Raw genomic sequence first — 23,413 nt, 5'->3', positions numbered from 1 at the left:
ACATCAATATGGCAAAATTAAAATCACAGTCACAGAAATATGTTGAGCTGAAGGAGGAAGACTACCTGTTGCTCATCGAGAATACCATCAAGATGGAAGCCCTGAAGATTGCCGGTATCGAAAAGATGCCCATATACAAGGCTATGGAACATATCCTTGAACACGAGCACATCGACCTGCTCGTCAAACCCGTTTCAAGGAGATATTCTTGATTTTTTTAGGTGGACAATAATACACCCCACAAGCAAAATCAATGCTTATCAGTACCAAATGATAGTATATAATAACAATTAATGTAAATCAATGCAAATCAGATGATTAAGAAAGTGGCGCATGTACGGAATTATCTATACCATACATGCGCCACTTTGCTCTATACACTTTTTGATTTCCTTGATTGATAAAAGAAGGTTCTTTTCCAGTGTTTTACAATCCGACTTTTTTATATACTTTTGTCTTCAGTATCAGTTGGTTATTGAAACCCTCTATGTATGCTTATAAGTAGAGATTAGCTTTTTTAAGCGAAACTAACTACTGGTTATCAATCAATTATCAAACAAAAAAAGTTTGCCTTTTCGGGGCATCCTTTTTTTGTTGCGGCGGTTCCGGTTATTCGAATTCGGCCATCACGCGCTCCATTTTCCGGCGGATTTCGGAGGTGCAGAGATTGCCGATGCTGCCTTCGTGGGTGTGGCGCACCTCGCGCGTGGGGCGGTACTGGCCGTGCTGTACGGCCATGCCGACCTGTTTGTAGGCTTCGCGGAAGGGAACGCCTTCGAGCACGAGCCGGTTCACGTCTTCGACCGTGAAGAGGTAGTCGTATTTCGGGTCGTCGAGGATGCCGGCGTTGACTTTCAGGTGCGCGAGCATGAAGTCGCACATCGAGAGGGTGCGTTTGATTTCGGTCGTCGCCGGGAAGAGGATATCCTTCAGCAGCTGCATGTCGCGGTGGTAGCCGATCGGAAGGTTGGCCGTGAGCAGGGCGATTTCGTTCGGCACCGACTGCAGGCGGTTGCAGCGGCCGCGCATGATCTCGAAGACATCGGGGTTTTTCTTGTGGGGCATGATGCTCGATCCCGTGGTGAGGTTGTCGGGCAGCGACACGAAGCCGAAATTCTGGCTCATGAAGAGACATACGTCCATCGCAAGGCGGCCTACGGTGGCGGCGATGGCCGCGATGGCGCTGGCCGCGGCGCGTTCGCTCTTGCCGCGGCTCATCTGCGCCGCCACGACGTTGTAGTGGAGCGTTTCGAAGCCCATCAGACGGGTGGTCATCGTGCGGTCGAGCGGGAACGACGAGCCGTATCCGGCGGCCGAGCCGAGCGGGTTCTGGTTGGCGATATGCCATGCGGCGGCAACCAGCCGCATGTCGTCTACGAGCGTCTCGGCATAGGCGCCGAACCAGAGTCCGAACGACGAGGGCATGGCGATCTGCAGGTGGGTGTACCCCGGCATCAGCACCTCCTTGTATTGTTCGCTCAGGCCTTGCAGCCGGTCGAACAGCGTTTTTACGGCGTCGGCTGTCTGGCGCAGTTCGTCGCGCAGGAAAAGTTTGAGGTCCACCAGCACCTGATCGTTGCGCGAGCGGCCCGAATGGATCTTCTTGCCCGCGTCGCCCAGCCGCCGCGTGAGCATCAGCTCCACCTGCGAGTGGACGTCCTCGGTGTCCGGCTCGATCGCGAAGCGTCCGGCTTCGATCTCGGCGGCGATCTCTTTCAGTCCGGCGGTCAGCTCCTCCAGTTCGGCGGAGGTCAACAGCCCGATCTTTTCGAGCATGGCGATGTGGGCCAGCGACCCTTCGACGTCGTATTTCGCCAGCCGCATGTCCAGTTCGCGGTCGTCGCCGACGGTATATTCCTCGATCATCTTGTCGGGCTCGAAGCCCTTGTCCCAAAGTTTGGTTGCCATAGCGTGTGTGTATTCGTTTCTCATTTCGTGCCGGCTCCGTATTGCCGGCGGCCGGTGGTTTGCGGCGGTGCGCCGCGTTTGCAAATCTGTCTTCCGCACGGGGCGGGTGTCTTTCGCGGCGGGGATTCGGCCGCCTGCCGCGCGGGGCGGCGTCAGAGGATTCCGGCGAGTTGCCGGATGAATTCTTCGTAAATCCCGATTCCCTCCCCGATCTCCGACATAAGAACGTATTCGTCGGCCGTGTGGGAGCGCGACGACTCTCCCGGACCCATTTTGAGCGACGGAAAGGGCATCAGGGCCATGTCCGACGTGGTGGGGGAGACGTAGCTCCGGCGTCTGGCGGCCTGCGCAGCGCGTGCGAGCGGGTGTGCGGCGTCGAGCGCCGAGGCGCGGATGCGTGTCGAGCGGGGCACGGCTTGGGAGCGCAGTGTCCCGCGCAGGATTTCGACCGTCTCCTCGTTGGTGTAGGCGTCGGTCGTGCGCAGATCGACGACGAAGCGGCACGAGTCGGGCACGACGTTGTGCTGGGTGCCGGCCGCGATCTGCGTGACGGCGATGCCGATCGGTCCCAGCAGTTCGGATACGCGGTCGAAGCGGAAGCTGCGGAGCCGCGCGATGTCGTCGAGTGCGATATAGAGCGCATTTATACCCTCGTTGCGCGCCGCATGGCCGCTTTTGCCGCGGGCTTCGCAGTCGAGGACTACCAGCCCCCGCTCGCCGACGGCGGCCTGCATGCCCGTCGGTTCGCCGACGAGCGCCATGTCGATCGTTCCCAGCTGCGGCAGCAGGGCGCGCATGCCGTGTTCGCCCATGCACTCCTCCTCGGCCGAAAGGGCCAGCAGGAGGTTGAAGGGCAGAGACTGTTCACGGAAGGTCAGGAACGTCCGGGCGAGCGACACGACCGAAGCTCCGGCGTCGTTGCTGCCAAGACCGTACAAACGGTCGCCTTCGGCGGTCGGTGCGAACGGGTCGCGCGTATAGGAGGCCGCCGGGCGCACCGTGTCGTGGTGCGAGTTCAGCAGGAGGGTGGGGCGCGCCGGGTCGAAGTCCGCGGAGCGGGCGAAGACGTTGTTGTGCAGCCGTTCGGGCGCCGCGCCGCGCTCCTCAAGAAAGGCGAACAGCAGGTCGGCCGTGCGGCTTTCGTCGCGCGAAGTCGAAGGCGTTGCGATGAGTCTCCTGAGCAGTTCGACCGCTTCCGTCGTTTTTGCATCCATGCTCTTCCTGTTTTTTGGCTCCGGCGGTCCGGGCGGACTGCCGAAACCGGGGGTTATCTGATGACTGTTCCCGTGTCGTTCGACAGGTTGTCGGAATGTTTGATCGTGACGCTCCGAACGCCGTTTGCGACGGCCTTGAGGGCGTTCTCGATCTTGGGGATCATGCCTTTGCTGACGACGCCTTCGGCTTTGAGCGCGGCGTACGATTCGGCCGTGATCTCGCGGATGAGGGTCGTCTCGTCGTCGGGGTCGCGCAGCACGCCGCTCTTCTCGAAACAGAAGACCAGCTCCGCGGGGGCTATCTGCGCCGCGCCGAGGGCTATGGCCGAAGCCACGCTGTCGGCGTTGCAGTTGAGCAGCGTGCCCTGTCCGTCGTGCATGATGGCGCAGAAGACCGGGGTGACGCCCGCTTCGAGCAGGCGTCCGAGCAGCCGGGAATCGACCTTCTCGATGTCGCCCACGAAGCCGTAGTCGATCGGCTGGGGGGCGCGGCGGCGGGCCGTGACGGCGTTGCCGTCGGCACCCGACATGCCGAGCGCGTTGCACCCTTCGGCCTGCAGTGAGGCCACGAGCTGTTTGTTGACCAGACCCGCGTAGACCATCGTCACCACGTCCAAGGTGCCCTTGTCGGTGATGCGGCGGCCGTCGACCATCTGCACCTTCAGTTCGAGCCGTTCGGCGAGCCGCGTGGCGACCTTGCCGCCACCGTGGACCAGTATTTTCGGGCCGGGCATCGCGGCGAAGTCCGCGATGAAGCGTTTCAGGACGGCGGGGTCGTCGATGACGTTGCCGCCGATTTTTACTACCGTGATTTTCTCCATTATCCGAGTCCCTCCAGCAATCTTTTGAGTACGACCTGCGCCGAGATTTCGCGGTTGGCGGCTTCGGGGATCACCAGACTGCGCGGCGACTCGATCACCTCGTCGGTGACGATCATGTTGCGCCGCACGGGCAGGCAGTGCATGAAGAATGCGTTGTCCGTAAGCGCCATCTTTTCGGCGTCGACGGTCCATGCGCGGTCGCGGCAGAGGACCTTGCCGTAGTTGGGATCGGCGTAGGCCGCCCAGTTCTTGGCATAGACGAAGTCGGCTCCTTCGAGCGCCTTGCGCTGGTCGTATTCGACGCGCGCGCGGCCGACGAACTGCGGCGCAAGCTCGTATCCTTCGGGGTGGGTGATGACGAAGTCGTAATCCGCGGCGTTCATCCACTCGGCGAACGAGTTGGGCACGGCCTGCGGCAGTGCATTGGGGTGCGGGGCCCACGTCATGACCACCTTGGGACGCTCCTTGGTCTTGTACTCTTCGATCGTGATCAGGTCGGCGAAGCTTTGCAGCGGGTGGCGCGTGGCGGCCTCCATCGAGAAGACGGGGCGGCCCGAATGGCGGATGAACTGCTCCAGCACCCGCTCCTCGTAGTCTTCGGCCTTGTTGTTGAACTTGGCGAACGACCGCACGCCGATCACGTCGCAGTAGGACCCCATGACGGGAATGGCTTCGAGCAGGTGTTCGGCCTTGTCGCCGTCCATCACCACGCCGCGTTCGGTTTCGAGTTTCCATGCTCCCTGATTGACGTCGAGCACCATGACGTTCATGCCGAGGTTCATCGCGGCCTTCTGCGTCGAGAGGCGCGTGCGGAGACTCGAATTGAAAAAGAGCATCAGCAGGGTCTTGTTGCGGCCCAGTCCGGTGAACTGGTAACGGTCGCGCTTGATTTCGAGCGCTTCGGCGACGGCGATGTGCAGGTCGCCGATATCTGCCGCACAGGTGAATTTATGCATATCGTTTTCGTTTTATCTTGTTTTGTCTGTCGCTTGCTTCCGGAGGGCTTTTGTTCGCGGCGGTGCGCTGCGTTGGAGTCTGCCCTCTCCTGACTTTCCTCCGCAGAGAGGACTTGTCGTATCGCGTCCGGGATTTTATTTCCCGCGGAGCGTTGCGTCGAATGCGTCGAGGAAGCGGTCGGCCAATTCGCGCGTCAGGCAGAGCGCGGGCAGCAGCCGCACGGTCGAAGCGCCTGCGCCGCCCGTGAAGACGTGTTTTCCGAAAAGGAGTTTTTTGCGGAATTCCGCGCCCGAACCGTCGATCTCGATGCCGATCATCAGGCCGCGGCCGCGGATCTCTTTCGGTCCGTCGGCCTTACGCAGTTCGCCGAGCAGGTATTCGCCCGTGTCGGCGGCGTTCTCGACCAGCTTCTCGCGCTCCATGACATCCAGCACGGCGATGGCCGCCGCGCAGGCGAGGTGGCTGCCGCCGAAGGTGGTGCCGAGCAGTCCGGGGCGCGCCTCGAAGTGGGGCGCGATCAGCACGCCGCCGATCGGGAAGCCGTTGCCCATGCCCTTGGCCATGGTGATCAGGTCGGGACGGATGCCGGCCCACTGGTGGGCGAAGAAGCGTCCCGTGCGGCCGTAGCCCGACTGGATTTCGTCCAGCACGAGCTGGGTGCCCGTTTCGGTAGCGGCTGCGCGCAGGCCGCGCAGGAATTCGTCCGTGGGGCAGTGGATGCCCGAAACGCCCTGAATGCCCTCGATGATGACGGCGGCGAATTCGCGCGTCGCGAGCTTGGCGCGGGCCGCTTCGAGGTCGTTCAGCGGGGTGAATTCCACGTTGGGCGTCCCGTTGAACGGCGAACGGATGGAGGGGTTGTCCGTCGCGGCGACGGCGCCCGACGTGCGGCCGTGGAAGGCTTTGGAGAAGGCCAGCACTTTGGCGCGGCCCGTCTGGAACGACGCCAGCTTGAGTGCGTTTTCGTTGGCCTCGGCGCCCGAATTGCAGAGGAAAAGGCTGTAGTCGCCGTAACCCGATGCGCGGCCAAGTTTTTCGGCCAGCGCGGTCTGAAGCGAGTTTTCGACCGAATTGGAGTAGAATCCCAGCCGGGCGGCCTGCTCCGAGATCGCCTTCACGTAGTCGGGCTGGGCGTGGCCGATCGAGATGACGGCGTGTCCGCCGTAAAGGTCGAGGTACTCGGTGCCTGCGGCGTTGTAGACGAAGCAGCCTTTGCCGCGCACCGGCTCGACGGGGTAGAGGGAGTATACGTTGAATAGTGTCATGGCAAAAATTGTTTGGCATCTTGCTTCCGATTGCGGTAATCACGGCGTGCCGCCGTGTATGCAAGTCTGATCCACCCCCCCCCAAACCCCCGCCTCAGGCAGGGGCTTGGTCCGCCGCATGCGGCGGAAAGCGAATCCCGGAAAGCGATTTCGTTGTTTCTAAAAAGCGGACGCTTTGAGCCGAAGTCCTTCGCCCTCGTCCAGTCCGAACATAAGGTTCATGTTCTGCACGGCCTGTCCCGACGCGCCTTTCAGCAGGTTGTCGATGACCGACACGACGTGCAGTTTGCCGTCGTATTTGGCCACGCTCAGCAGGGCCTTGTCGGTATTGACGACCTGTTTGAGATCGACGCTGCCGGCGGCGACGTGCGTGAAGAGGGCCGGGGCGTAGAAATCCTCGTACAGCCTGCGGGCCGCCGTCTCGTCGAGCGGGCAGTCGGTGTAGACGCTGGCGAGGATGCCGCGGGCGAAATCGCCGCGCATCGGCACGAAATTGACGGCTTTGCCGAAGCCGGGCTGCAGGCGTCGCAGGTTGCGTCCGATTTCGATCAGGTGCTGGTGCGTGAAGGCTTTGTAGACCGAAATGTTGTCCGTCCGCCAGCTGAAGTGGGTCGTGGCCGAGGGTTTGACGCCCGCGCCCGTCGAACCCGTGACGGCCGTCACGTGCACCTCGCCCGTCAGCAGGCCCGCCGCCGCGAGGGGCAGCAGCGCCAGCTGGATCGCCGTGGCGAAACAACCCGGATTGGCGACGCGCTCCGCCGTGCGGATGCGGTCGCGGTTCAGCTCCGGAAGTCCGTAGACGAAGCCGTCGCTCTCGTCGCGGAAGTCCTGTGCGAGGTCGATGATCTTCACGCCGGCGGGAACGTCGTTCGCTTCGAGCCATTTGCGGCTCTCGCCGTGCGCCGAACAGAGGAACAGGACGTCGATCGACGCGAGGTCGCAGGTGTCGGCGAAGCGCAGTTCGGTGTCGCCCTCCAGTCCGCCGTGCACGTCGGCGATGCGGTTGCCCGCATTGCTGGTGCTGTGGACGAAGGCGAGCCGGACCTGCGGATGGTTTACCAAGAGGCGGATCAGTTCGCCGGCGGTGTAGCCGGCGCCTCCGATGATGCCTGCGCGTATCATTTCTCGTTGCGTTTCTGGACGTTATGGTAGATTTTGATCTGGTTGCCGAGGATCTTCGTGAAGCCCTTCACGTCGTCGGCCGTCCACGCCTTGTTCACCTCGCCGTATTCGCCGAAGTCGGTCTTCATCAGGTCGTAGGTCGAATCGACGCCCACGAGCGTGTAGCTGTAGGGGCGCAGGATCAGTTCGACGGTGCCCGTGACGTTGCGCTGCGACGAGACGAGCATGGCTTCGATGTCGCGCATCACCGGTTCGAGGTACTGCGCCTCGTGGAGGAACATGCCGTACCAGTTGGCGACCTGCTCCTTCCAGTAGATCTGCCACTTGGTCTGGGTGTGCTTTTCGAGCATCCTGTGCGCGGCGATGATGAGGATCGGGGCGGCGGCTTCGAAGCCTACGCGGCCCTTGATGCCGATGATCGTGTCGCCGATGTGCATGTCGCGGCCGATGCCGAACTTCGAGCCGACGGCCTCCACGGCGCGGATGGCCTCGACCTTGTCGGCGTAGGGCCTGCCGTTCACGGCGGCGATTTCGCCCTGCTCGAAGGTGATTTTCAGCCGCTCCTCGCCCGATGCGGTGATCTGGCTCGGATAGGCCTCTTCGGGCAGCGTCTGCTCGGAATGGAGCGTCTCCTTGCCGCCGATCGACGTGCCCCAAAGCCCCTTGTTGATCGAGTACTCCATCTTCTTGAAGTCGGCTTCGAAGCCGTGCTTCTTGAGGTAGTCGATTTCGTATTCGCGCGTCAGGGTCATGTCGCGCGTCGGGGTGATGATTTCGATTTCGGGGGCGAGCACCTGAAACGTCAGGTCGAAGCGCACCTGATCGTTGCCGGCGCCGGTCGAGCCGTGGGCCACGCAGTCGGCGCCGATCGACTTGGCGTATTCGATGATGGCGATGGCTTGGAAGATGCGCTCCGAGCTGACCGAAATCGGGTAGGTGCCGTTGCGCAGGATGTCGCCGAAGACCATGTATTTGATGCTCTTTTCGTAGTACTCCTGCTCGATGTCGAGCGTGGCGTGCCGCACGGCGCCCAGCTCCACGGCGCGTTTCTCGATGTTCGCAAGCTCCTCCTTGGAGAAGCCGCCCGTGTTGGCGATGGCCGTGTAAACGTCGTAGCCTTTCTCCTCCGAAAGGTATTTTACGCAAAACGAGGTGTCCAGACCGCCGCTGAACGCCAGAACTACTTTCTTCTTTTCCATTTTATATCGGTTTTATTTACTTCAGGTGAAACAGTTTCTTGAATTTGTTCTTGAAGAACATGACGTAGGGCGCCCAGCGCGACTGCGACTGCGGAGGCTCCTTCGCCGGATCGTACAGCATGCCCGTACAGAGACACATGCGCCGGTTGTTGCGCTGCAGGATGTCGTAATTGCAGCATCCCTGACAACCCCGCCAGAACTCTTCGTCCTCGGTAAGCTCCGAGAAGGTCACCGGCACGTAGCCCATGCGCGAATTGAGCTTCATCACGGGCAGCGACGTAGTAATACTGAATAACTTGGCGTACGGAAATCGTCGTCGGGCCAGCTCGAAGGTTCGTCGTTTGATACGCTCCGCGAGTCCCATATGGCGGTACTCCGGATCGACGATAAGTCCTGAGGTGGCGACGAAATCGCCGTGACCCCAGCACTCGATGTAGCTGAAACCGATTAGTTTCTCACCGTCCAGCGCCACGACGGCCTTGCCACCGGTCATTTTTGCGGCGATGTATTCGGGCGAACGTTTGGCGATGCCCGTGCCACGCTGCAATGCCGACTCGTAGATCAGGTCGCAGATACGCTGGGCGTAGTGGGCGTGCGACGAGTCGGCAAATAAGACGCTGATAGAGTTGTTATCCATTTACTTAGTTATGTGGGTAAAATTGTGTGTGAATCAGTTGTTGATGCGGAAGGCGCGCTGAACGCCCTTGATGCGCATGATCGAATGGATGAGCGTATCGACCACGCCCGCGCCGGGCACCTCGACGCTCACCGTGCCCGCGATGCAGCCGTTGGCCAGCGAGGCGAAGTTGATCGAGCGGATGTTGAGTTTCAGGTCGCGGCTGATGACTTCGGTGATGTGGTTGGCCATGCCGGTCGTGTCGGCGGCGACGATGCGCAGCGAGACGCGGAACGCGCCTTCGGCCGTCGAACGCCAGCGGGCGTCGATGACGCGGTAGGGGTAATTCTCGCGCATGCGCTTGGCGTTGGGGCAGTCGCAGCGGTGGATCGTGATGCCCGAATTGATCGTCACGAAGCCGAACACCTCGTCGCCCTTGATCGGGTTGCAGCATTTGGCCAGCTTGTACTGGATTTTCGAGATGTCGTCGTCGATGACCAGCGCGTCCTGCGCCGCGGGACTCTCCTTGGCGGTGTGGACCTTGTTGCGTTCGGCTTCGGCCGCAGCGGCGCGCCGCTGCTCGTCGGCTTCGCCCGAAATATGGCGCGTGAGGATCTCCTTGATGGTCCCCAGATCGACCTTCTGCGTGGCGATCAGGGCGTAGATTTCGGTGCCTGTGCGGACTTTGAAGTATTTGACCAGATAGGCTACAGCCTCGTCGATCGTGAGCGGGAATTTCCAGTTCTTGAGCTTGCGTTCCAGCTCCTCGCGCCCCATGCGGGTATGCTTGGCCTGCTCCTCGCGCAGGAACGATTTGATCTTGTTGCGGGCCTTCGACGTGACCACGAAGTTGAGCCAGTCGGATTTGGGCGTCTGGTTCTTCTGGGTGAGGATCTCGACGATGTCGCCGTTGCGCAGCTGCTCGCGGATCGACACGGCCCGGTTGTTGACCTTGCCGCCGACGCACGTCGAACCCAGACTGGTGTGGATGTCGAATGCGAAGTCCAAGAGCGAGGCCCCTTCGGGCAGCTTGCGCAGGTCGCCGTTGGGCGTGAAGACGAAGATCTCGCCCGAAGCGGGTTTGGCATCGAAACGCTGCGCCAGCGAGTGGGTGGTGTCTTCGAGCAGTTCGCGCAGGCGACCCAGCCAGACTTCGCTGGTCTGCGCGCCCTGATTCACCCCCTTGTAGCGCCAGTGCGCCGCGATGCCGCGTTCGGCCACGGCGTCCATGCGCTCGGTGCGGATCTGCACCTCGACCCAGCGGCCTTCGGCCGATACGGTGGTGTGCAGCGATTCGTAGCCGTTGGACTTCGGGATCGAAATCCAGTCGCGCATGCGGTTGGGGTTGGGCGTATAGAAGTCCGTCACGACCGAATAGGCCGTCCAGCACTGCGGCTTCTCCTGCTCTTTCGGGCAGTCGATGATGATGCGGATGGCGAAGATGTCGTAAACGCCCTCGAACGGCACGTGCTGTTTGTGCATCTTGGTCCAGATCGAGAAGATCGACTTCGTGCGGCTCTTGATGTGGTATTTGATGCCGAGTTTGTGCAGACGCTCCTCGATGGGGACCAGAAACCGTGCGATGAAGGCTTTGCGTTCGTCGGCGCTCTCTTCGAGCTTGGTGACGATGTGTTCGTAGTCCTTCGGTTCGAGGTATTTCAGCGCGATGTCCTCCAGCTCGCTTTTGAGACTGTAGAGACCCAGCTTGTGGGCGATCTGGGCGTAGAGGTTCATGCTTTCCCAGCTCTTCTTGCGCCACTTCTCGTGCGGGAAGATCTCCAGCGAGCGCATCACTTCGAGCCGGTCGGCCAGCTTGATGAGGATGACGCGGGGGTCTTCGGAGTAGGAGACGAGCAGGTCGCGGAAATTCTCGGCCTGCTCCTTGGCGACCTTCAGTTTCAGTTCTGAGATGTTGCACATCCCGATCGTGATGCCGACGACCTGCTCGCCGAAGCGGCTGCGGATGTCGGCGGTCAGGGCGAGGAACTCTTCGGCCGGGAGCTGTTTGTGGGCCAGACGCACCACGTCGTGCAGGATGGCCGAGATGGTGGAGTTGCGTCCGAGTCCCACTTCGGAGATCACGATTCCGGCCACGGCCGCGGCATGCGTCAGCAGGGGGCTGCCGTCATAGCGGGTCAGGGACGCAAGCTTCCCGTCGGCGTAGACCAGCGCCTCGTCCACGAGTGCCTGAGTCTGCTCCGAGAAGTTCGCGCGCACGAGCGTGCGGAGTTTTTCGTAACGTGAAAAGTCCATTTTTCCCTAACCGCATAACCTTGACGACAAAGATATGAAAAAAATTCATAAATTTGGCACATCGGACCAATACACCCGATTATGACGAAGAAAAAGGATGCTTATGTCCCGACCGTGGGGGAGGAGGTCGCCAATACGGTCACGCACGGCGTGATGTCGCTGCTGGCGCTCGTGGCGCTTCCCTTTGCGGCCGTGTGGGCCTACGCGCACGACCCCGACCGCATTCTGGCGTCGGTGTCGGTGAGCATTTTCGTGATCTCGATCTTCCTGATGTTTCTCGCTTCGACGCTCTACCATTCGATGAATCCGGCCTCGAAACACAAGGCCGTGTTCCATATCCTCGACCATATTTTCATCTACGTCGCCATCGCCGGAAGCTACACGCCGATCGCGCTGTCGGTGATCGGAGGGTGGCAGGGCGTCTTCATCACGATCCTGCAGTGGGTGATGGTGCTGTTCGGCATCTTCTACAAGTCGCTTTCGCGCAAGACGATTCCCGCCCTCAGCCTGACGATCTATCTGGTCATGGGGTGGACGATCGTATTTTTCATGCCGCTTTTCGTGCGGCAGGCGTCGACGCCGCTGCTGGCGCTGATCGCCGCGGGCGGCGTGCTCTATACGCTCGGCGCGTGGTTTTATGCCCGGCAGGGATTCCGCTACCACCACATGGTCTGGCACCTGCTGATCAATCTGGCCGTGGCGGCCCATTTTACGGGAATCGTGTTTTTTCTGTACTGAGTTGATACGGGCAGTAGGGGGAAAACGCCCCGAAACCTGAGTTACGGGGCGTTTTTGTGCTGACTCGGAGGGAGCGCATGCCGGTTTGCCTCAATGCTTGTAGACGACGTAAATATGGTCTTTCGGCAGGGCGTAAAGCCGGCGTTCGGCCTCGGAGAAGGTCGCGGCGTAGTCGATGTCCGCGGCCTCGAAGCCCGCTTCGCGCAGCCGGTCTGTGTAGTCCGCGCCGTAGATGCGGCGGTGGTCGTATTGTCCGAAGATGCGTGTCCGCTCTTCGGGATCGGTGATCGAGTCGTCCTCGTAGGTCTGTTCGTAGTTCGGTTCCACGGGCGAGAGCAGGATGCCCCAGCCGCCGGGTTTGAGGATGCGGTAGAGTTCGTGCAGCGCCCTGCGGTCGTCGGCGACGTGTTCGAGCAGGTGGTTGCAGAGGATCACGTCGACCGAATCGTCGGCCAGCGGAATCTGTTGCACGTCGAAGTGCAGGTCGGCCAGCGGGCTTTCGAGGTCGGCGGTGACGTACTGTCCCGGATGCCCCTTGAAATGGGGTTTCAGGTGGCGCATGATGCAGACTTCGGGCGCGATGTGGAGCGTGCGGGGAAAACTCGTCAGCAGGTCGGTCTCACGCGTGAGGTAGAGCCACAGCAGGCGGTGGCGTTCCAGCGACAGGCATTTGGGACAGAGCGCGTTGGCCCGTGATTGGACATAGCCGTAGGGCATGAATCTGCGGTATCTGGACCCGCAGACCGGACATTCGACACCCCGGCCTTTGTAGAACAGGCCCGCGGCGGGAACGGCCCAGCCGGCGACGCGCTGAAGGAGCGGCCGCGGCACGTGGTTGAGCATCCATTTGATAAGTTTTTTCATTGCAGGTGAGGTTTTATTCCCGCCAGTGTTCGGGGCGGTTCAGGGCGTCGGCGCATACGACCCGGCCTTTGGGACCTGAAAATCCGTCGTCGGTCAACGCCTGCGCCATCCAGTAGTCCGCATGTTTTTCCAGAATCGGATAAGGGGCCGGAAATCCCAGTTTTTCCGCTCCGGGAATGAAGCCGTGGCGCGGGTAGTACTCCTTGTGTCCGAGTACGAAGACGAGTTTCGCGCCCCGCTCCCGCAGCAGCTGCAGCCCCTCGGCGATCAGCAGTCCGCCGACGCCCTGCTTCTGGCAGGAGGGAACGACGGCGAGCGGTGCGAGGATGTAGAACAACGGCTGCTGCACTTCCGCTCCGGCGATGCGGCATCGGGTGAACAGGATGTGGCCGACGGCTTCCCCGTCGCGCAGCGCGAGCAGCGAGACGGTCGGTTCGGCAGTCGGATCGGACAGCAGCTCGGCGGTCAGCCCGGCCTCCTTGTCGTAGCCGAAGCCCTTTTTATGCACTTCGACGATCGCCGCGAGGTCGGCGGGGACGGTTTCCCGGATGACGATTTTTCCGGTCATCACGATTCCAGTATTTTGGAAACCTCCTCTTCGGCCTTGCGCAACCGCGATTTGCAGCCGGCGATCAGCTCCGTGGCGCGTTTGACCTCGGCGGCGAGGCTGTCCACGTCCATCTCTTCGTTGCGGAAGCGGGCGAGGATCTTCTCGATCTGGGCCATCGCTTCGGCGTATGTCATCTCTTTTTTTGCCATATCTGTTTTTTGTCGTTGCGTGTTTACTGCCGCCGTTTTGGGGTTCCGGAACGGGGCGGGCTGGTGCGGTTTTATTTCGGCTCGCTGCGTTGCACGGCGCCGTGGATCGTGCCGTCGGCGACTTCGATTTCGAGGGCGTCGCCTTTGCGGACGTCGCGGGCCGACACCACGGCTTTGCCGCCCGTGCGGACGACGGCGAAGCCCAGCCGGAGGATACGTTCCGGAGAGCGGCCGGCGATCAGTTCCGCGGCGTTGCCGAGCCGTGTGGCCTGCCGTGCGAGGAAATTGCGCACCGCTTCCGGCAGCAGGGCCGAAAGGTGTTCCGCGCGGAGCCGCTGCCGCGTGAGCAGGTCGCCGCTCATCTGGCGCAGGTCGCCCGTGAGCCGTTCCAGCCGCACCTCGGAGGCATGCATGGCGGCTTTCGTGGCATCGTGCAGTTGCAGGGCCGCGTAGTCGAGCCACCCCTCGGCCTGCGTCATCCGTTCGACGAGCCATCCGGCTACGGCTGTCGGGGTTTTGAGCGCCGTGTGGGCCACCATGTCGGCGACGCTGGTGTCCTTGTCGTGGCCGATGCCGGTCAGGATCGGCAGCGGGAACTGCGCCACGTGGGCGCAGAGCCGGTAGGCGTTGAAACAGTTGAGGTCGCTGGCCGAGCCGCCGCCGCGGATGAGGACCACGGCGTCGAATTCGTCCATCCGCTCTGCGACGGCGCATAACGCCGCGACGATCGACTCTTCGGCCGCCGCGCCCTGCATGAAGGCGTCGAACAGCGTTACGTCGAAACGGTAGGGACTTTTGGCCAGCTCCTTGCGGAAGTCCTGATAACCTGCGGCGTTGGCGCTCGATACGACCGCCACGCGCTGCACCACGACGGGCATCGGCGCTTCGCGGTTCATGTCCCAGACGCCCTCTTGCTGAAGCTGGGCGATGGTTATCTGCCGCTGCCGTTCCATGTCGCCCAGCGTGTAGGTGGGGTCGATGTCGGTGATCTGGAGCGAAAATCCGTAGAGTTCGTGGTAATTGACGGCGACTTTGGCCAGAATCTTGATTCCGGCGGCGAGCCGCTGGCCGGTTTCGGCTTCGAAGTATCCTGCGATGCGGGGATAGGCCGTGCGCCAGATCACGGCGCGCGACTGGGCCAGCGGAACGCCGTTGTCGCCCCCTTTTTCGACCAGTTCTAGGTAGCAGTGGCCTGAGTAATTGACCTTTATTTCGGAGATTTCGGCGCTGACCCATACGGGCAGGGCGAAACGCTCGTGGAGGGTCTCCTTCACGAGCCGCTGCAATTGGGAAAGGGTGATATGTGAGTGCGTCTGCATGGGTTAGCGCCAGACCAGTTCTACCTGACGCGGCATCAGCTTGCCTTCGGGAAGCTGGATGTGCAGGATGCCTTCGCTCTCGACGGGCGTGCCGTTTTTGCGGGCCGGCGTCCAGCGGGGCGCTTCGGCGACGGCTTTGAGCACGCGGCGTTTGAGACGGCTGTCGGTCGATTCGAGTTCCTGAGCCACGACCGTGTCGCCTTCGGGCGTTACGGTGTAACGCAGGACGATGCGGGCGGCCGGTTCGTCGTCGCCCCACTTCACCTGCCGGGCGATGTAGCCGCTGAAGGTGGAGTCGGCGGTGAAAACGGCGGACTGGTCGTAGCGGAGCGTGACGAGCATCACCCCGTTTGCGGCTTTGTCGCCGTAGCGGGCGATGGTCTCCTCGTCGGCCGGGAGCATCTCGACGTTCTCGATGTCGTCGGGCGGGATCGACGCGATCTGCTCGGTTTCGACGCCGTTGACTATATATAAAGGCTGCTGCGCCGCAACGGGAAGCGTTGCGGCGAGGAGTGCCGATATAAACAGAAAGTATCTTTTCATGCGGTGCTTTTCCCGATAAACGGTCGCTGGGGCGGGAATATTGCCCGGCCGCAGGCGTCGTTCGGTATGTGCGAAGATAACGGTTTTGCTGCGGAACGCCAAATTTTCCCGCGATTTTCGGTCCGCAGGACGGTTTGCAGGGCGGTCTTTCCGGGTGTTGCGTGCGGAGCGGGTCTTTCGGGCCGGTTTTCGCGGGTCGGTTTTCGCGGGCCGGTCTTTGCCGGCGCATTTGTCGGGTGTCTTTTGCCGGGCCGGGTGCCTTTTCGGGCTGTCCTTGACAGCGCGTCTTGCCGGGCTGACTTTAATTGTGCGTCTTGCGGAGGGGACTTCGCAGAGCCGCTCTTGCCGGGCGTCTTTGGGACTGGCTGATGGTTCCGAACCCAGCGGCAGGGGCGGAACAACGATGCGGCTTTTTGTCCGGCGTGGTTTTGGGCCGGGGGCGGCTTTTGACCGGGTGTTTTTTGTCCGGCGTGGCTTTGGTTCGGGGCGGCGTTGAACCGACACGGCTTTGGGACCGGGCGTTTGCGGATTCCGCGGCAGCTGCAGAGCGGCGTTACCGGATCTCCTCCCATCCGCAGCGGGCGAGGTCGGCGCAGCCGTTGGCCTTGAAGCGTACGCCCTCGGCTTCGAGCAGTTCCCGCTGCCGCGTCCATCCGGGGACGGTGCAGCCTGCGCTGTTGACGACCCGGTGGCAGGGCAGACCCGCCGGAGCTTCGGCGAGCGCGCGACCCACGCGGCGGGCATGATCGGGCATGCCGATCAGCCGGGCGATCTGCTTGTAGCTGACGACTCTGCCGGCGGGAATTTCCGCCACGACGGCGTAAACCTCCGCGTCGAAGTTTTCGGGCATGCGCATGGGGGCGTGCCTTGGGCGGATTAGAGTTCGCTCTCCTTCAGACGCTCGGCGTTCTCGGCTACGATCAGGTGGTCGATCACGTCCTGAATGTCGCCGTCCATGAAGGCGGAGAGGTTGTAGATCGTGTAGTTGATGCGGTGGTCGGTGATGCGGCCCTGCGGATAGTTGTAGGTGCGGATTTTGGCCGAACGGTCGCCCGTCGAGACCATCGTCTTGCGCTTCGAGGCGATTTCGTCGAGGTACTTCGAGTATTCGAGGTTGAAGACGCGCGTACGCAGCTCCTCGAACGCCTTGTCGAAGTTCTTCAGCTGGGATTTCTGGTCCTGACACTGCACGACGATGCCCGTCGGGATGTGCGTCAGGCGGATGGCCGAATAGGTCGTATTGACCGACTGGCCGCCGGGGCCGGACGCGCAGAAGATGTCCTTGCGGATGTCGTTCATCGAAATCTCGACGTCGAACTCCTCGGCTTCGGGCAGCACGGCCACCGACGCCGCCGAGGTATGGACGCGGCCCTGCGTCTCGGTTTGGGGCACGCGTTGCACGCGGTGCACGCCCGATTCGTATTTGAGCGTGCCGTAGACGTTCTGACCCGTAACTTTGAGCACGACCTCCTTGTAGCCGCCCGCGGCGCCGTCCGAGAACGAGGTCATTTCGTAGCGCCAGCCCTTCGACTCGATGTATTTGGTATACATGCGCAGCAGGTCGCCGGCGAAAATGGCCGCTTCGTCGCCGCCCGTGCCGCCGCGGATCTCCATGATGGCGTTCTTCGAGTCCTGCGGGTCCTTGGGGATCAGCAGCAGCTTGATCTGCTCCTCCATCTGCTCGATGGCGGGTTCCAGCTCGGTGATCTCTCCGCGCGCCATTTCGCGCATCTCCTCGTCCTTGTCGTTGGCGAGGATGTCCTTGGCTTCGGCGAGGTTAGCCAGAGCCGTGCGGTAACGTTCCGAGGTCTCGATGATCGGTTCCAGCTCCTTGTACTCCTTGTTGAGCTGTACGAACTGCTTGACGTCGGCGATGACTTCGGGGTCGGTGAGTTTCTGTCCCGTCTCCTCGTATTTCAGTTTCAGGCCGTCGAGACGGCTCAAAATGGTGTTGTCTGCCATATATTGCTTTATTTTGACTGTAAAAGAACAGCACCGGCCGAGCGCGTAGTGTCAAATCCGTTTGAATTCTGCGGGGCGCAGTCTGTCCGGGCAGGAGTTTTATTTCCGGCAAAGGTAAGAAATAAAACTGAAAGAAAGAGCAGGTGAGTGCAAGAAGGTTTTAACGGGGCCGTCAGCGAAAAACAAAGGGCGGGAAGAAGCCGGATGAGGTTGGGGCGGAATGTCATCCCTGGAGTTTATTGAAGGCAGGTTCGGAGAATCGTGCTCTGTACGCTCTCGGAGACAATTGTTTTGCCTTTTTGAAAAGGCGGTTGAAATGCGGAATGTCGTTGAATCCGACGGCATAACAGATCTCGGCGATTGACAGCGGTGTGGTCTTGAGCATCTCGCATGCCGTGTCGATGCGGTATGCGGTCAAATATGCCAGAAAGGTTATGCCTTTGCAGCGTTTGAAAAAGGAGCAGAATGCCGAGCGGTTCATGCACACTTCTGCGGCGATGTCGTTTAAGGAGATCGTGTGGGTGTAATGGCGCATTACGTAGGTGCAGATATGCTGCATGCGCCTTACGTCGTGTTCGATGCGTATGGGCCTGCCTGCAAAGGTCGTGTCGGACGAAGTGAATACAACAGAAAGCAGTCGGAGCATTTCGCAAAGGCGTCCCAATTCGTTCGTTCCATTCATCTGTATAAGCATTTGGCGGATGATGCGGGAGCTTTCCGGGCCGAAGTTCAGGGCATTGACGGGAAATTCTATTCCGTCAAGGCTGTTTCGCATTTCGGGGAATGTCTCCATGCACCGTTCCACGAAAGTGTGGCTGAAGGCGACCATCAGGTAACGGATATGTCCGTCCTTGTCTGTCGAGTCGGGTGCGAATTCCCAGCGATGAAGCATGGAGGGCGGTATTAACGCCACGTCGCCTGCCGAAAATGGCTGCAGAGTGTCGCCCGTCATCCGCTGTCCGCATCCTTGGATGACGTAATATAACTCCCATGCGTCGTGGCGGTGCAGTTTGGCTTCGATGTCGGGATTGATGCGGGCATCTACGAAGAAGAAGGAGTGGTTCTTCACGTCGGGCAACTCATAAGGAGTGATTGTTTTTTCCTGCATGGATTTTTTAATGGCTCGAATGCAAATATACGACAATTATTCGATACAATTGCGCAAATATATAACAATGTCAGGACCTAACTTTGCAACGGTTAAATAAATTAAACATTATTGATTATATCACGATGGAATTTTATCAGGTACTGGAGAAAAGAAGAACCGTCCGCGATTTTTCGGACAGGAAGGTCGATGATGAAGTGTTGAAAAGGATATTGGGGGCCGCGTTTAAGGCGCCGACCAACGATCACCTGCGACAGTTCGAGTTTGTGGTGGTGCGGGGGCAAGAAAGGATCGGGCGGATTATCTCGCCGGTTTCAGAGAATACGCGGAATATTCAGCAGACGGGACTCGAAGTTGCCGGGAATACGATGGATCGGGACGAGTATGCCATGTTCGTTGATGCGTTGCCCAAGCAACAGCGGATGCTTATGCAGAGCGGTTGCCTTGTTTTGCCGTTTTTCCGTCAGAAAGATTGTCCGCTGTGCCGCCCTGCAGATCAAAGTTCGCTCAACTATTTCGCTTCAGCGTGGGCGGCTGTGGAAAATATTCTGCTGGCAGCGACGGCGGAAGGACTGGCCTGCGCGTTTCGTATACCGATCGGTAATGAGCCGGAATATGTCAAGCGGATGGTCGGCGCTCCTGACGGATATGAGTTCACCTGCTTTCTTGCCATCGGCTATGCTGCGGAAGATGCGCATATATGCAAGCAGAAAGTCATCAGTGTAGAGAGTAGAATTCACTGTAATATCTGGTGATTGCAGTGAAGGATGGGCATGGAATTGTGGATTCCGTATAGCGGCCGGCTGTCGAAAACAGCAAAGGGCGGGACTTGTTATTTACAAGTCCCGCCCTTTGCTGTTGCCGGTCGTGCAGCGGCTATTTGTCGATTCCCTGCAGCCAGTCGAGCACGGTCTGCTGCCACTGCTCCCGGTATTTGAAATTCTTGCGGATGCCCCAGCCGTGGCCGCCCGTCGGGTAGATGTGCATAGAGGCCTTGACGCCGTTGTCTTTGAGTGCGTTGTAGTAGAGCGTGCTGTTTACGGGCGGGACGACGCGGTCGTCGTCCGAAAGCAGCAGCAGGGTGGGCGGGGTTTCGCTGCTCACGCGGTTCTGGAGCGAGTACCATGTGTCGGTCTCCGCACTGCGCTTGTCGCCCAGCAGGGCGTTGAACGACCCTTGGTGCGCCTTGCCTTTTTCGGCCGTGATGACCGGGTAGAAGAGGATCGAGAAGGCGGGTTTGGTGCGGGCGAGCGTCGAAGCCGAGGCGGCGAGATGACCGCCTGCCGAGCTGCCCACGATGCCGACCTTGTCCGCCGTGAAGCCCGTGGCTCCCGCTTCGAGTCCCATCATGATGCGAAGGGCCTGCTCGACGTCCTCCAGCGGCACTTCGGGGTGGCCGTTGGGCATGCGGTATTTGAGCACGGCGGCCGTGATGCCGTGTTCGGCGAACCACTGGGCCATTTCATAGCCTTCGTAATCTATGCACAGCTTTACGTAACCGCCGCCGGGGCAGATTACGACGGCCTGCCCCGTGGCTTTCTCCGGAGCGGCCGGGAAGATGTAGAGCACCGCTTCCGAAACGTCGGTGAGGCGGTTCTTTTCGGGTTCGCGTTCGGGCGTGGCGATGCCGTTGCCGTGGGGTGCGGTCTTGTTGTCCCAGATTTTCAGCGTGCGGGCCTGTCCGTAGTCTTGTGCCGTTGCGGTGCCTGCCATAAGCAGAAGTGCTGTCAAAGTCGTTGCGATTCGTTTCATGGACGTGTCGTTTTGGTGCGGATCAGATGACGATATTGATGATCTTGCCCGGCACGACGATGACCTTTTTCGGGGTTTTGCCTTCGAGCCATTTCTGCGCTTCGGGCAGCGTCACGACGTCGGTCTGCATCTGGGCGGGCGTCAGCGACGTGGCGTACTCTTTCTTGAAGCGGAGTTTGCCGTTGATCGAAACCGGGTATTCGAATGCGCTCTGCGCGAGGTGCTTCTCGTCGTAGACCGGATAGTCGGCCGTGCAGACCGAGGTGGTGTGTCCCAGCGCCGCCCAAAGCTCCTCGGCGATATGGGGCGCGAAGGGGGCGAGCAGCACGGTCAGCGGCTCGATGATCTCGCGCTTGTTGCACTCGCCCAGTTCGTTGAGACAGATCATGAATGCCGAGACCGAAGTGTTGAACGAGAAGTTCTCGATGTCCTCGCTGACCTTCTTGATCGTCTTGTGCAGCGTGCGCAGCTCCTTTTCGTCGGCTTTCTCGTCGGTGACGATCAGCCTGCCGTCGCGGTCGTAGAACAGCCGCCAGAAACGGCGCAGGAACTTGTAGACGCCGTCGATGCCGTTGGTGTCCCACGGCTTGGACTGTTCGAGCGGGCCGAGGAACATCTCGTACATGCGCAGCGTGTCCGCGCCGTAGTTTTCGACGATGTAGTCGGGGTTCACGACGTTGTAGAACGATTTGGACATTTTCTCGATGGCCCAGCCGCAGACGTATTTGCCGTCTTCGAGGATGAATTCGGCGTCCTTGTATTCGGGCATCCACGCGCGGAAAGCGTCGATGTCGAGGATGTCGTTGCGGACGATGTTCACGTCCACGTAGAGCGCCTGCGTCCGGTACTGCTCCTTGAGACCCAGCGAGACGAACTTGTTGGTGCCGACGATGCGGTACACGAAGTTCGAACGGCCCTGAATCATGCCCTGATTGACGAGTTTACGGAACGGCTCCTCCTCGCATACCACGCCGAGGTCGTAGAGGAACATGTTCCAGAAGCGCGAGTACATGAGGTGTCCCGTGGCGTGCTCGATGCCGCCGACGTAGAGGTCCACGCTGCGCCAGTATTCGTCGGCTTCCCGGCCGACGAGCGCCTGATCGTTGTGCGGGTCCATGTAGCGGAGGTAGTAGGCCGACGATCCGGCGAATCCGGGCATGGTCGAAAGTTCGTAGGGCCAGCCTTCCGGCGTCGCCCACTCCTTGACGCGGGCCAGCGGCGGTTCGCCCTGCTCCGTGGGGCCGAAGTCGGCGACGGGAGGCAGTTCGAGCGGCAGTTTGTCCTCGGCGAGCGGGCAGGCGATGTCGTTCTTGTAGTAGATCGGGAACGGCTCGCCCCAATAGCGCTGGCGCGAGAAGATGGCGTCGCGCAGGCGGTAGTTGATGCGCTTGCGGCCCAATCCGCGCCGCTCGATTTCGTCGAACATGAGACCGATCGCCTCTTTTACATCCTTGCCGTTGAGGAAATCCGAGTTGATTACTTTGCCCGATTTGGCGTCGTACGACTCCTGTGAAATGTCGCCGCCCTCGACTACCGGAACGATCTCCAGCCCGAAGTGGCGGGCGAAGGCGTAGTCGCGCGAGTCGTGCGCCGGAACGGCCATGATGGCGCCCGTGCCGTAGCCTGCCAGCACGTAGTCCGAAATGTAGATCGGAATGGCTTTGCCGGTGAAGGGATTGACGGCGTAAGAGCCTGTAGACACGCCGCTTACACGTTTCGTCTCGGCGATGCGTTCGCGTTCCGAACGCTTCTTGGCCTGACAGATGTACTCCTCGACGGCGGCCCGGTTTTTGGGCGTCGTCAGGCTGTCGACCCACTCGTGTTCGGGGGCGATGACCATGAAGGTGACGCCGAAGATCGTGTCGGGGCGGGTGGTGAATATTTCGAGTTTCCGGTCCGAATCCTTGATGTCGAAGAAGACCTGAGCGCCTTCGGAGCGGCCGATCCAGTTGCGCTGGATCTCCTTCAGGGAGTCGCTCCATGCGAGTTTGTCCAGTCCGTCGAGCATGCGCTGGGCATAGGCCGTCACGCGCAGAAGCCACTGCTTCATGCGCTTCTGCTCGACCGGATAGCCGCCGCGGACCGAAAGTCCGTCGTGCACTTCGTCGTTGGCCAGCACGGTTCCCAGTTTCGCACACCAGTTTACCATCGTGTCCGCGCGGAACGCAAGGCGGTAGTTCTGCAGTGTCTGCTCCTTCTCTGCCTCCGACATGGCGCGCCACTCTTCGGCCGTGAAGTGCAGTTCCTGCGTGCAGGCGACGTTCAGCCCTTCGGTGCCGTTCCGCTCGAAGGCCGCGGTCAGCTCCTCGATCGGGCGGGCCTGCTGCCTGTCGTTGCAGTAGTAGGAGCCGAACATTTTGAGGAACGCCCACTGCGTCCATTTGTAGTAGCCCGGATCGCAGGTGCGGACTTCGCGGTCCCAGTCGAACGAGAAGCCGATTTTGTCCAATTGCTCGCGGTAGCGGGCGATGTTCTGCTCGGTGGTGACGGCCGGATGCTGGCCCGTCTGGATGGCGTACTGTTCGGCCGGAAGGCCGAAGGCGTCGTAGCCCATCGGATGCAGGACGTTGAAGCCCTTCTGGCGCTTGTAGCGCGAGTAGATGTCCGAGGCGATGTAGCCCAGCGGATGGCCCACATGCAGGCCGGCGCCCGACGGATAGGGGAACATGTCCAGCACATAGAATTTGGGCCGCGACGGATCGGTCTCGACCTTGTAGGTTTTATCCTCCTGCCAGCGGCGCTGCCACTTGGACTCGATCTCCTTGAAATTGTACTCCATGATATAGCTCGGTTCTGATTTGTCGCTTTGTTGCGGATTTCCCGCAAAGATAGGAAAAAATGTTTTACAGGGTGCAAAAGGGTGTGAAAAAAGGCGCTCCTGCGGGGAGCGTCTCCGGGTGCGGCGGCGGATGCGGATTTCCGCAGCCGTTTTGCCGGACGCGGACGGGCGTTGCCGTGTCGCGGCGGTGTCGTGCTGTACCGCTGTCGCGCTGCTCTGCTGCTCTTCCGCAGC

The 23,413-nt window shown here is 60.6% G+C and carries 22 protein-coding genes; 3 read left to right on the top strand and 19 right to left on the bottom strand.

The genetic code is table 11. The features are described 5' to 3' along the window. The first annotated feature begins 8 nt into the window (after window positions 1-8). Window positions 9-212, top strand: coding sequence for a hypothetical protein (locus tag ACESTR_RS00890; RefSeq protein ID WP_004303920.1), 204 nt, complete (start codon window positions 9-11; stop codon window positions 210-212). 397 nt (window positions 213-609) lie between these two features. On the opposite strand, the gene argH is transcribed toward ACESTR_RS00890, so the two are convergent. The 9 genes from argH to ACESTR_RS00845 all read right to left on the bottom strand — a co-directional run bounded on the left by argH (window position 610) and on the right by ACESTR_RS00845 (window position 11,355). Continuing rightward, window positions 610-1,908 carry an argininosuccinate lyase gene (gene argH / locus ACESTR_RS00885; RefSeq protein WP_373178696.1) on the bottom strand — a complete coding sequence of 433 codons (1,299 nt, stop codon included), beginning with the start codon at window positions 1,906-1,908 and terminating at the stop codon, window positions 610-612. A gap of 152 nt (window positions 1,909-2,060) precedes the next feature. After that, complete coding sequence (locus tag ACESTR_RS00880) at window positions 2,061-3,122, bottom strand: M20 family metallo-hydrolase (RefSeq protein ID WP_022043779.1); 1,062 nt, start codon at window positions 3,120-3,122, stop codon at window positions 2,061-2,063. 53 nt (window positions 3,123-3,175) lie between these two features. After that, window positions 3,176-3,943, bottom strand: a complete 768-nt coding sequence (argB, locus tag ACESTR_RS00875) for an acetylglutamate kinase (protein WP_022043778.1) — start codon at window positions 3,941-3,943, stop codon at window positions 3,176-3,178. Then, on the bottom strand, window positions 3,943-4,899 hold the full coding sequence (locus tag ACESTR_RS00870) for an acetylornithine carbamoyltransferase (protein WP_009597650.1): 957 nt from the start codon (window positions 4,897-4,899) through the stop codon (window positions 3,943-3,945). Before ACESTR_RS00870 ends, argB begins: the two co-directional genes overlap by 1 nt. A 135-nt stretch (window positions 4,900-5,034) precedes the next feature. Further along, window positions 5,035-6,165 carry an aspartate aminotransferase family protein gene (locus ACESTR_RS00865; protein ID WP_009597639.1) on the bottom strand — a complete coding sequence of 377 codons (1,131 nt, stop codon included), beginning with the start codon at window positions 6,163-6,165 and terminating at the stop codon, window positions 5,035-5,037. Window positions 6,166-6,324: 159 nt separating this feature from the next. Further along, a complete protein-coding gene (gene argC / locus ACESTR_RS00860) occupies window positions 6,325-7,287 on the bottom strand; it encodes an N-acetyl-gamma-glutamyl-phosphate reductase (RefSeq protein ID WP_009597672.1) in 963 nt (320 codons plus the stop codon). Further along, window positions 7,284-8,486 carry an argininosuccinate synthase gene (gene argG, locus ACESTR_RS00855; RefSeq protein ID WP_014775479.1) on the bottom strand — a complete coding sequence of 401 codons (1,203 nt, stop codon included), beginning with the start codon at window positions 8,484-8,486 and terminating at the stop codon, window positions 7,284-7,286. Before argG ends, argC begins: the two co-directional genes overlap by 4 nt. Window positions 8,487-8,502: 16 nt before the next feature. Then, window positions 8,503-9,123: a GNAT family N-acetyltransferase gene (locus ACESTR_RS00850; RefSeq protein WP_009597629.1), complete on the bottom strand. Its 621-nt coding sequence runs from the start codon at window positions 9,121-9,123 to the stop codon at window positions 8,503-8,505. A 33-nt stretch (window positions 9,124-9,156) separates the two neighbouring features. After that, window positions 9,157-11,355, bottom strand: coding sequence for a RelA/SpoT family protein (locus tag ACESTR_RS00845; RefSeq protein ID WP_014775480.1), 2,199 nt, complete (start codon window positions 11,353-11,355; stop codon window positions 9,157-9,159). An 81-nt stretch (window positions 11,356-11,436) separates the two neighbouring features. On the opposite strand from ACESTR_RS00845, the gene trhA reads away from it, so the two are divergent. Further along, on the top strand, window positions 11,437-12,093 hold the full coding sequence (gene trhA, locus ACESTR_RS00840; RefSeq protein WP_130063160.1) for a PAQR family membrane homeostasis protein TrhA: 657 nt from the start codon (window positions 11,437-11,439) through the stop codon (window positions 12,091-12,093). 90 nt (window positions 12,094-12,183) lie between these two features. Here the strand turns inward: trhA and ACESTR_RS00835 are convergent, their stop codons facing one another. The 8 genes from ACESTR_RS00835 to ACESTR_RS00800 all read right to left on the bottom strand — a co-directional run bounded on the left by ACESTR_RS00835 (window position 12,184) and on the right by ACESTR_RS00800 (window position 18,648). Then, a complete protein-coding gene (locus ACESTR_RS00835; protein WP_022043775.1) occupies window positions 12,184-12,957 on the bottom strand; it encodes a class I SAM-dependent methyltransferase in 774 nt (257 codons plus the stop codon). A gap of 13 nt (window positions 12,958-12,970) precedes the next feature. Further along, window positions 12,971-13,525: a GNAT family N-acetyltransferase gene (locus ACESTR_RS00830; RefSeq protein ID WP_022043774.1), complete on the bottom strand. Its 555-nt coding sequence runs from the start codon at window positions 13,523-13,525 to the stop codon at window positions 12,971-12,973. Further along, window positions 13,525-13,716: an exodeoxyribonuclease VII small subunit gene (gene xseB / locus ACESTR_RS00825; RefSeq protein ID WP_009597696.1), complete on the bottom strand. Its 192-nt coding sequence runs from the start codon at window positions 13,714-13,716 to the stop codon at window positions 13,525-13,527. Before xseB ends, ACESTR_RS00830 begins: the two co-directional genes overlap by 1 nt. A 71-nt stretch (window positions 13,717-13,787) precedes the next feature. Then, a complete protein-coding gene (gene xseA, locus ACESTR_RS00820; protein WP_373178691.1) occupies window positions 13,788-15,035 on the bottom strand; it encodes an exodeoxyribonuclease VII large subunit in 1,248 nt (415 codons plus the stop codon). A 3-nt stretch (window positions 15,036-15,038) separates the two neighbouring features. Beyond that, window positions 15,039-15,578 carry an energy transducer TonB gene (locus tag ACESTR_RS00815; RefSeq protein WP_014775487.1) on the bottom strand — a complete coding sequence of 180 codons (540 nt, stop codon included), beginning with the start codon at window positions 15,576-15,578 and terminating at the stop codon, window positions 15,039-15,041. A 553-nt stretch (window positions 15,579-16,131) separates the two neighbouring features. Next, window positions 16,132-16,434, bottom strand: coding sequence for an MGMT family protein (locus tag ACESTR_RS00810; protein ID WP_270390137.1), 303 nt, complete (start codon window positions 16,432-16,434; stop codon window positions 16,132-16,134). Between the two features lie 20 nt (window positions 16,435-16,454). Further along, window positions 16,455-17,540, bottom strand: a complete 1,086-nt coding sequence (prfA, locus tag ACESTR_RS00805; RefSeq protein WP_009597679.1) for a peptide chain release factor 1 — start codon at window positions 17,538-17,540, stop codon at window positions 16,455-16,457. 223 nt (window positions 17,541-17,763) lie between these two features. Next, window positions 17,764-18,648, bottom strand: a complete 885-nt coding sequence (locus ACESTR_RS00800; protein WP_279063052.1) for an AraC family transcriptional regulator — start codon at window positions 18,646-18,648, stop codon at window positions 17,764-17,766. A 125-nt stretch (window positions 18,649-18,773) separates the two neighbouring features. On the opposite strand from ACESTR_RS00800, the gene ACESTR_RS00795 reads away from it, so the two are divergent. Next, window positions 18,774-19,403, top strand: coding sequence for a nitroreductase family protein (locus tag ACESTR_RS00795; protein ID WP_195291277.1), 630 nt, complete (start codon window positions 18,774-18,776; stop codon window positions 19,401-19,403). A 121-nt stretch (window positions 19,404-19,524) separates the two neighbouring features. Here ACESTR_RS00795 and ACESTR_RS00790 read toward each other — a convergent pair whose 3' ends face one another. Together ACESTR_RS00790 and leuS are read right to left on the bottom strand one after the other, a co-directional pair. Continuing rightward, window positions 19,525-20,400: an alpha/beta hydrolase gene (locus ACESTR_RS00790; protein ID WP_014775489.1), complete on the bottom strand. Its 876-nt coding sequence runs from the start codon at window positions 20,398-20,400 to the stop codon at window positions 19,525-19,527. 22 nt (window positions 20,401-20,422) lie between these two features. Further along, complete coding sequence (gene leuS, locus ACESTR_RS00785) at window positions 20,423-23,179, bottom strand: leucine--tRNA ligase (RefSeq protein ID WP_337764452.1); 2,757 nt, start codon at window positions 23,177-23,179, stop codon at window positions 20,423-20,425. Window positions 23,180-23,413: the final 234 nt, after the last annotated feature.

This window comes from Alistipes sp. DJF_B185, from assembly GCF_964250025.1.
In the GTDB taxonomy this organism is placed as follows: Bacteria; Bacteroidota; Bacteroidia; order Bacteroidales; family Rikenellaceae; genus Alistipes; species Alistipes finegoldii.
Note: the sequence above shows the minus strand (reverse complement) of the source record. Positions and strands in the feature narration are given on the sequence as shown.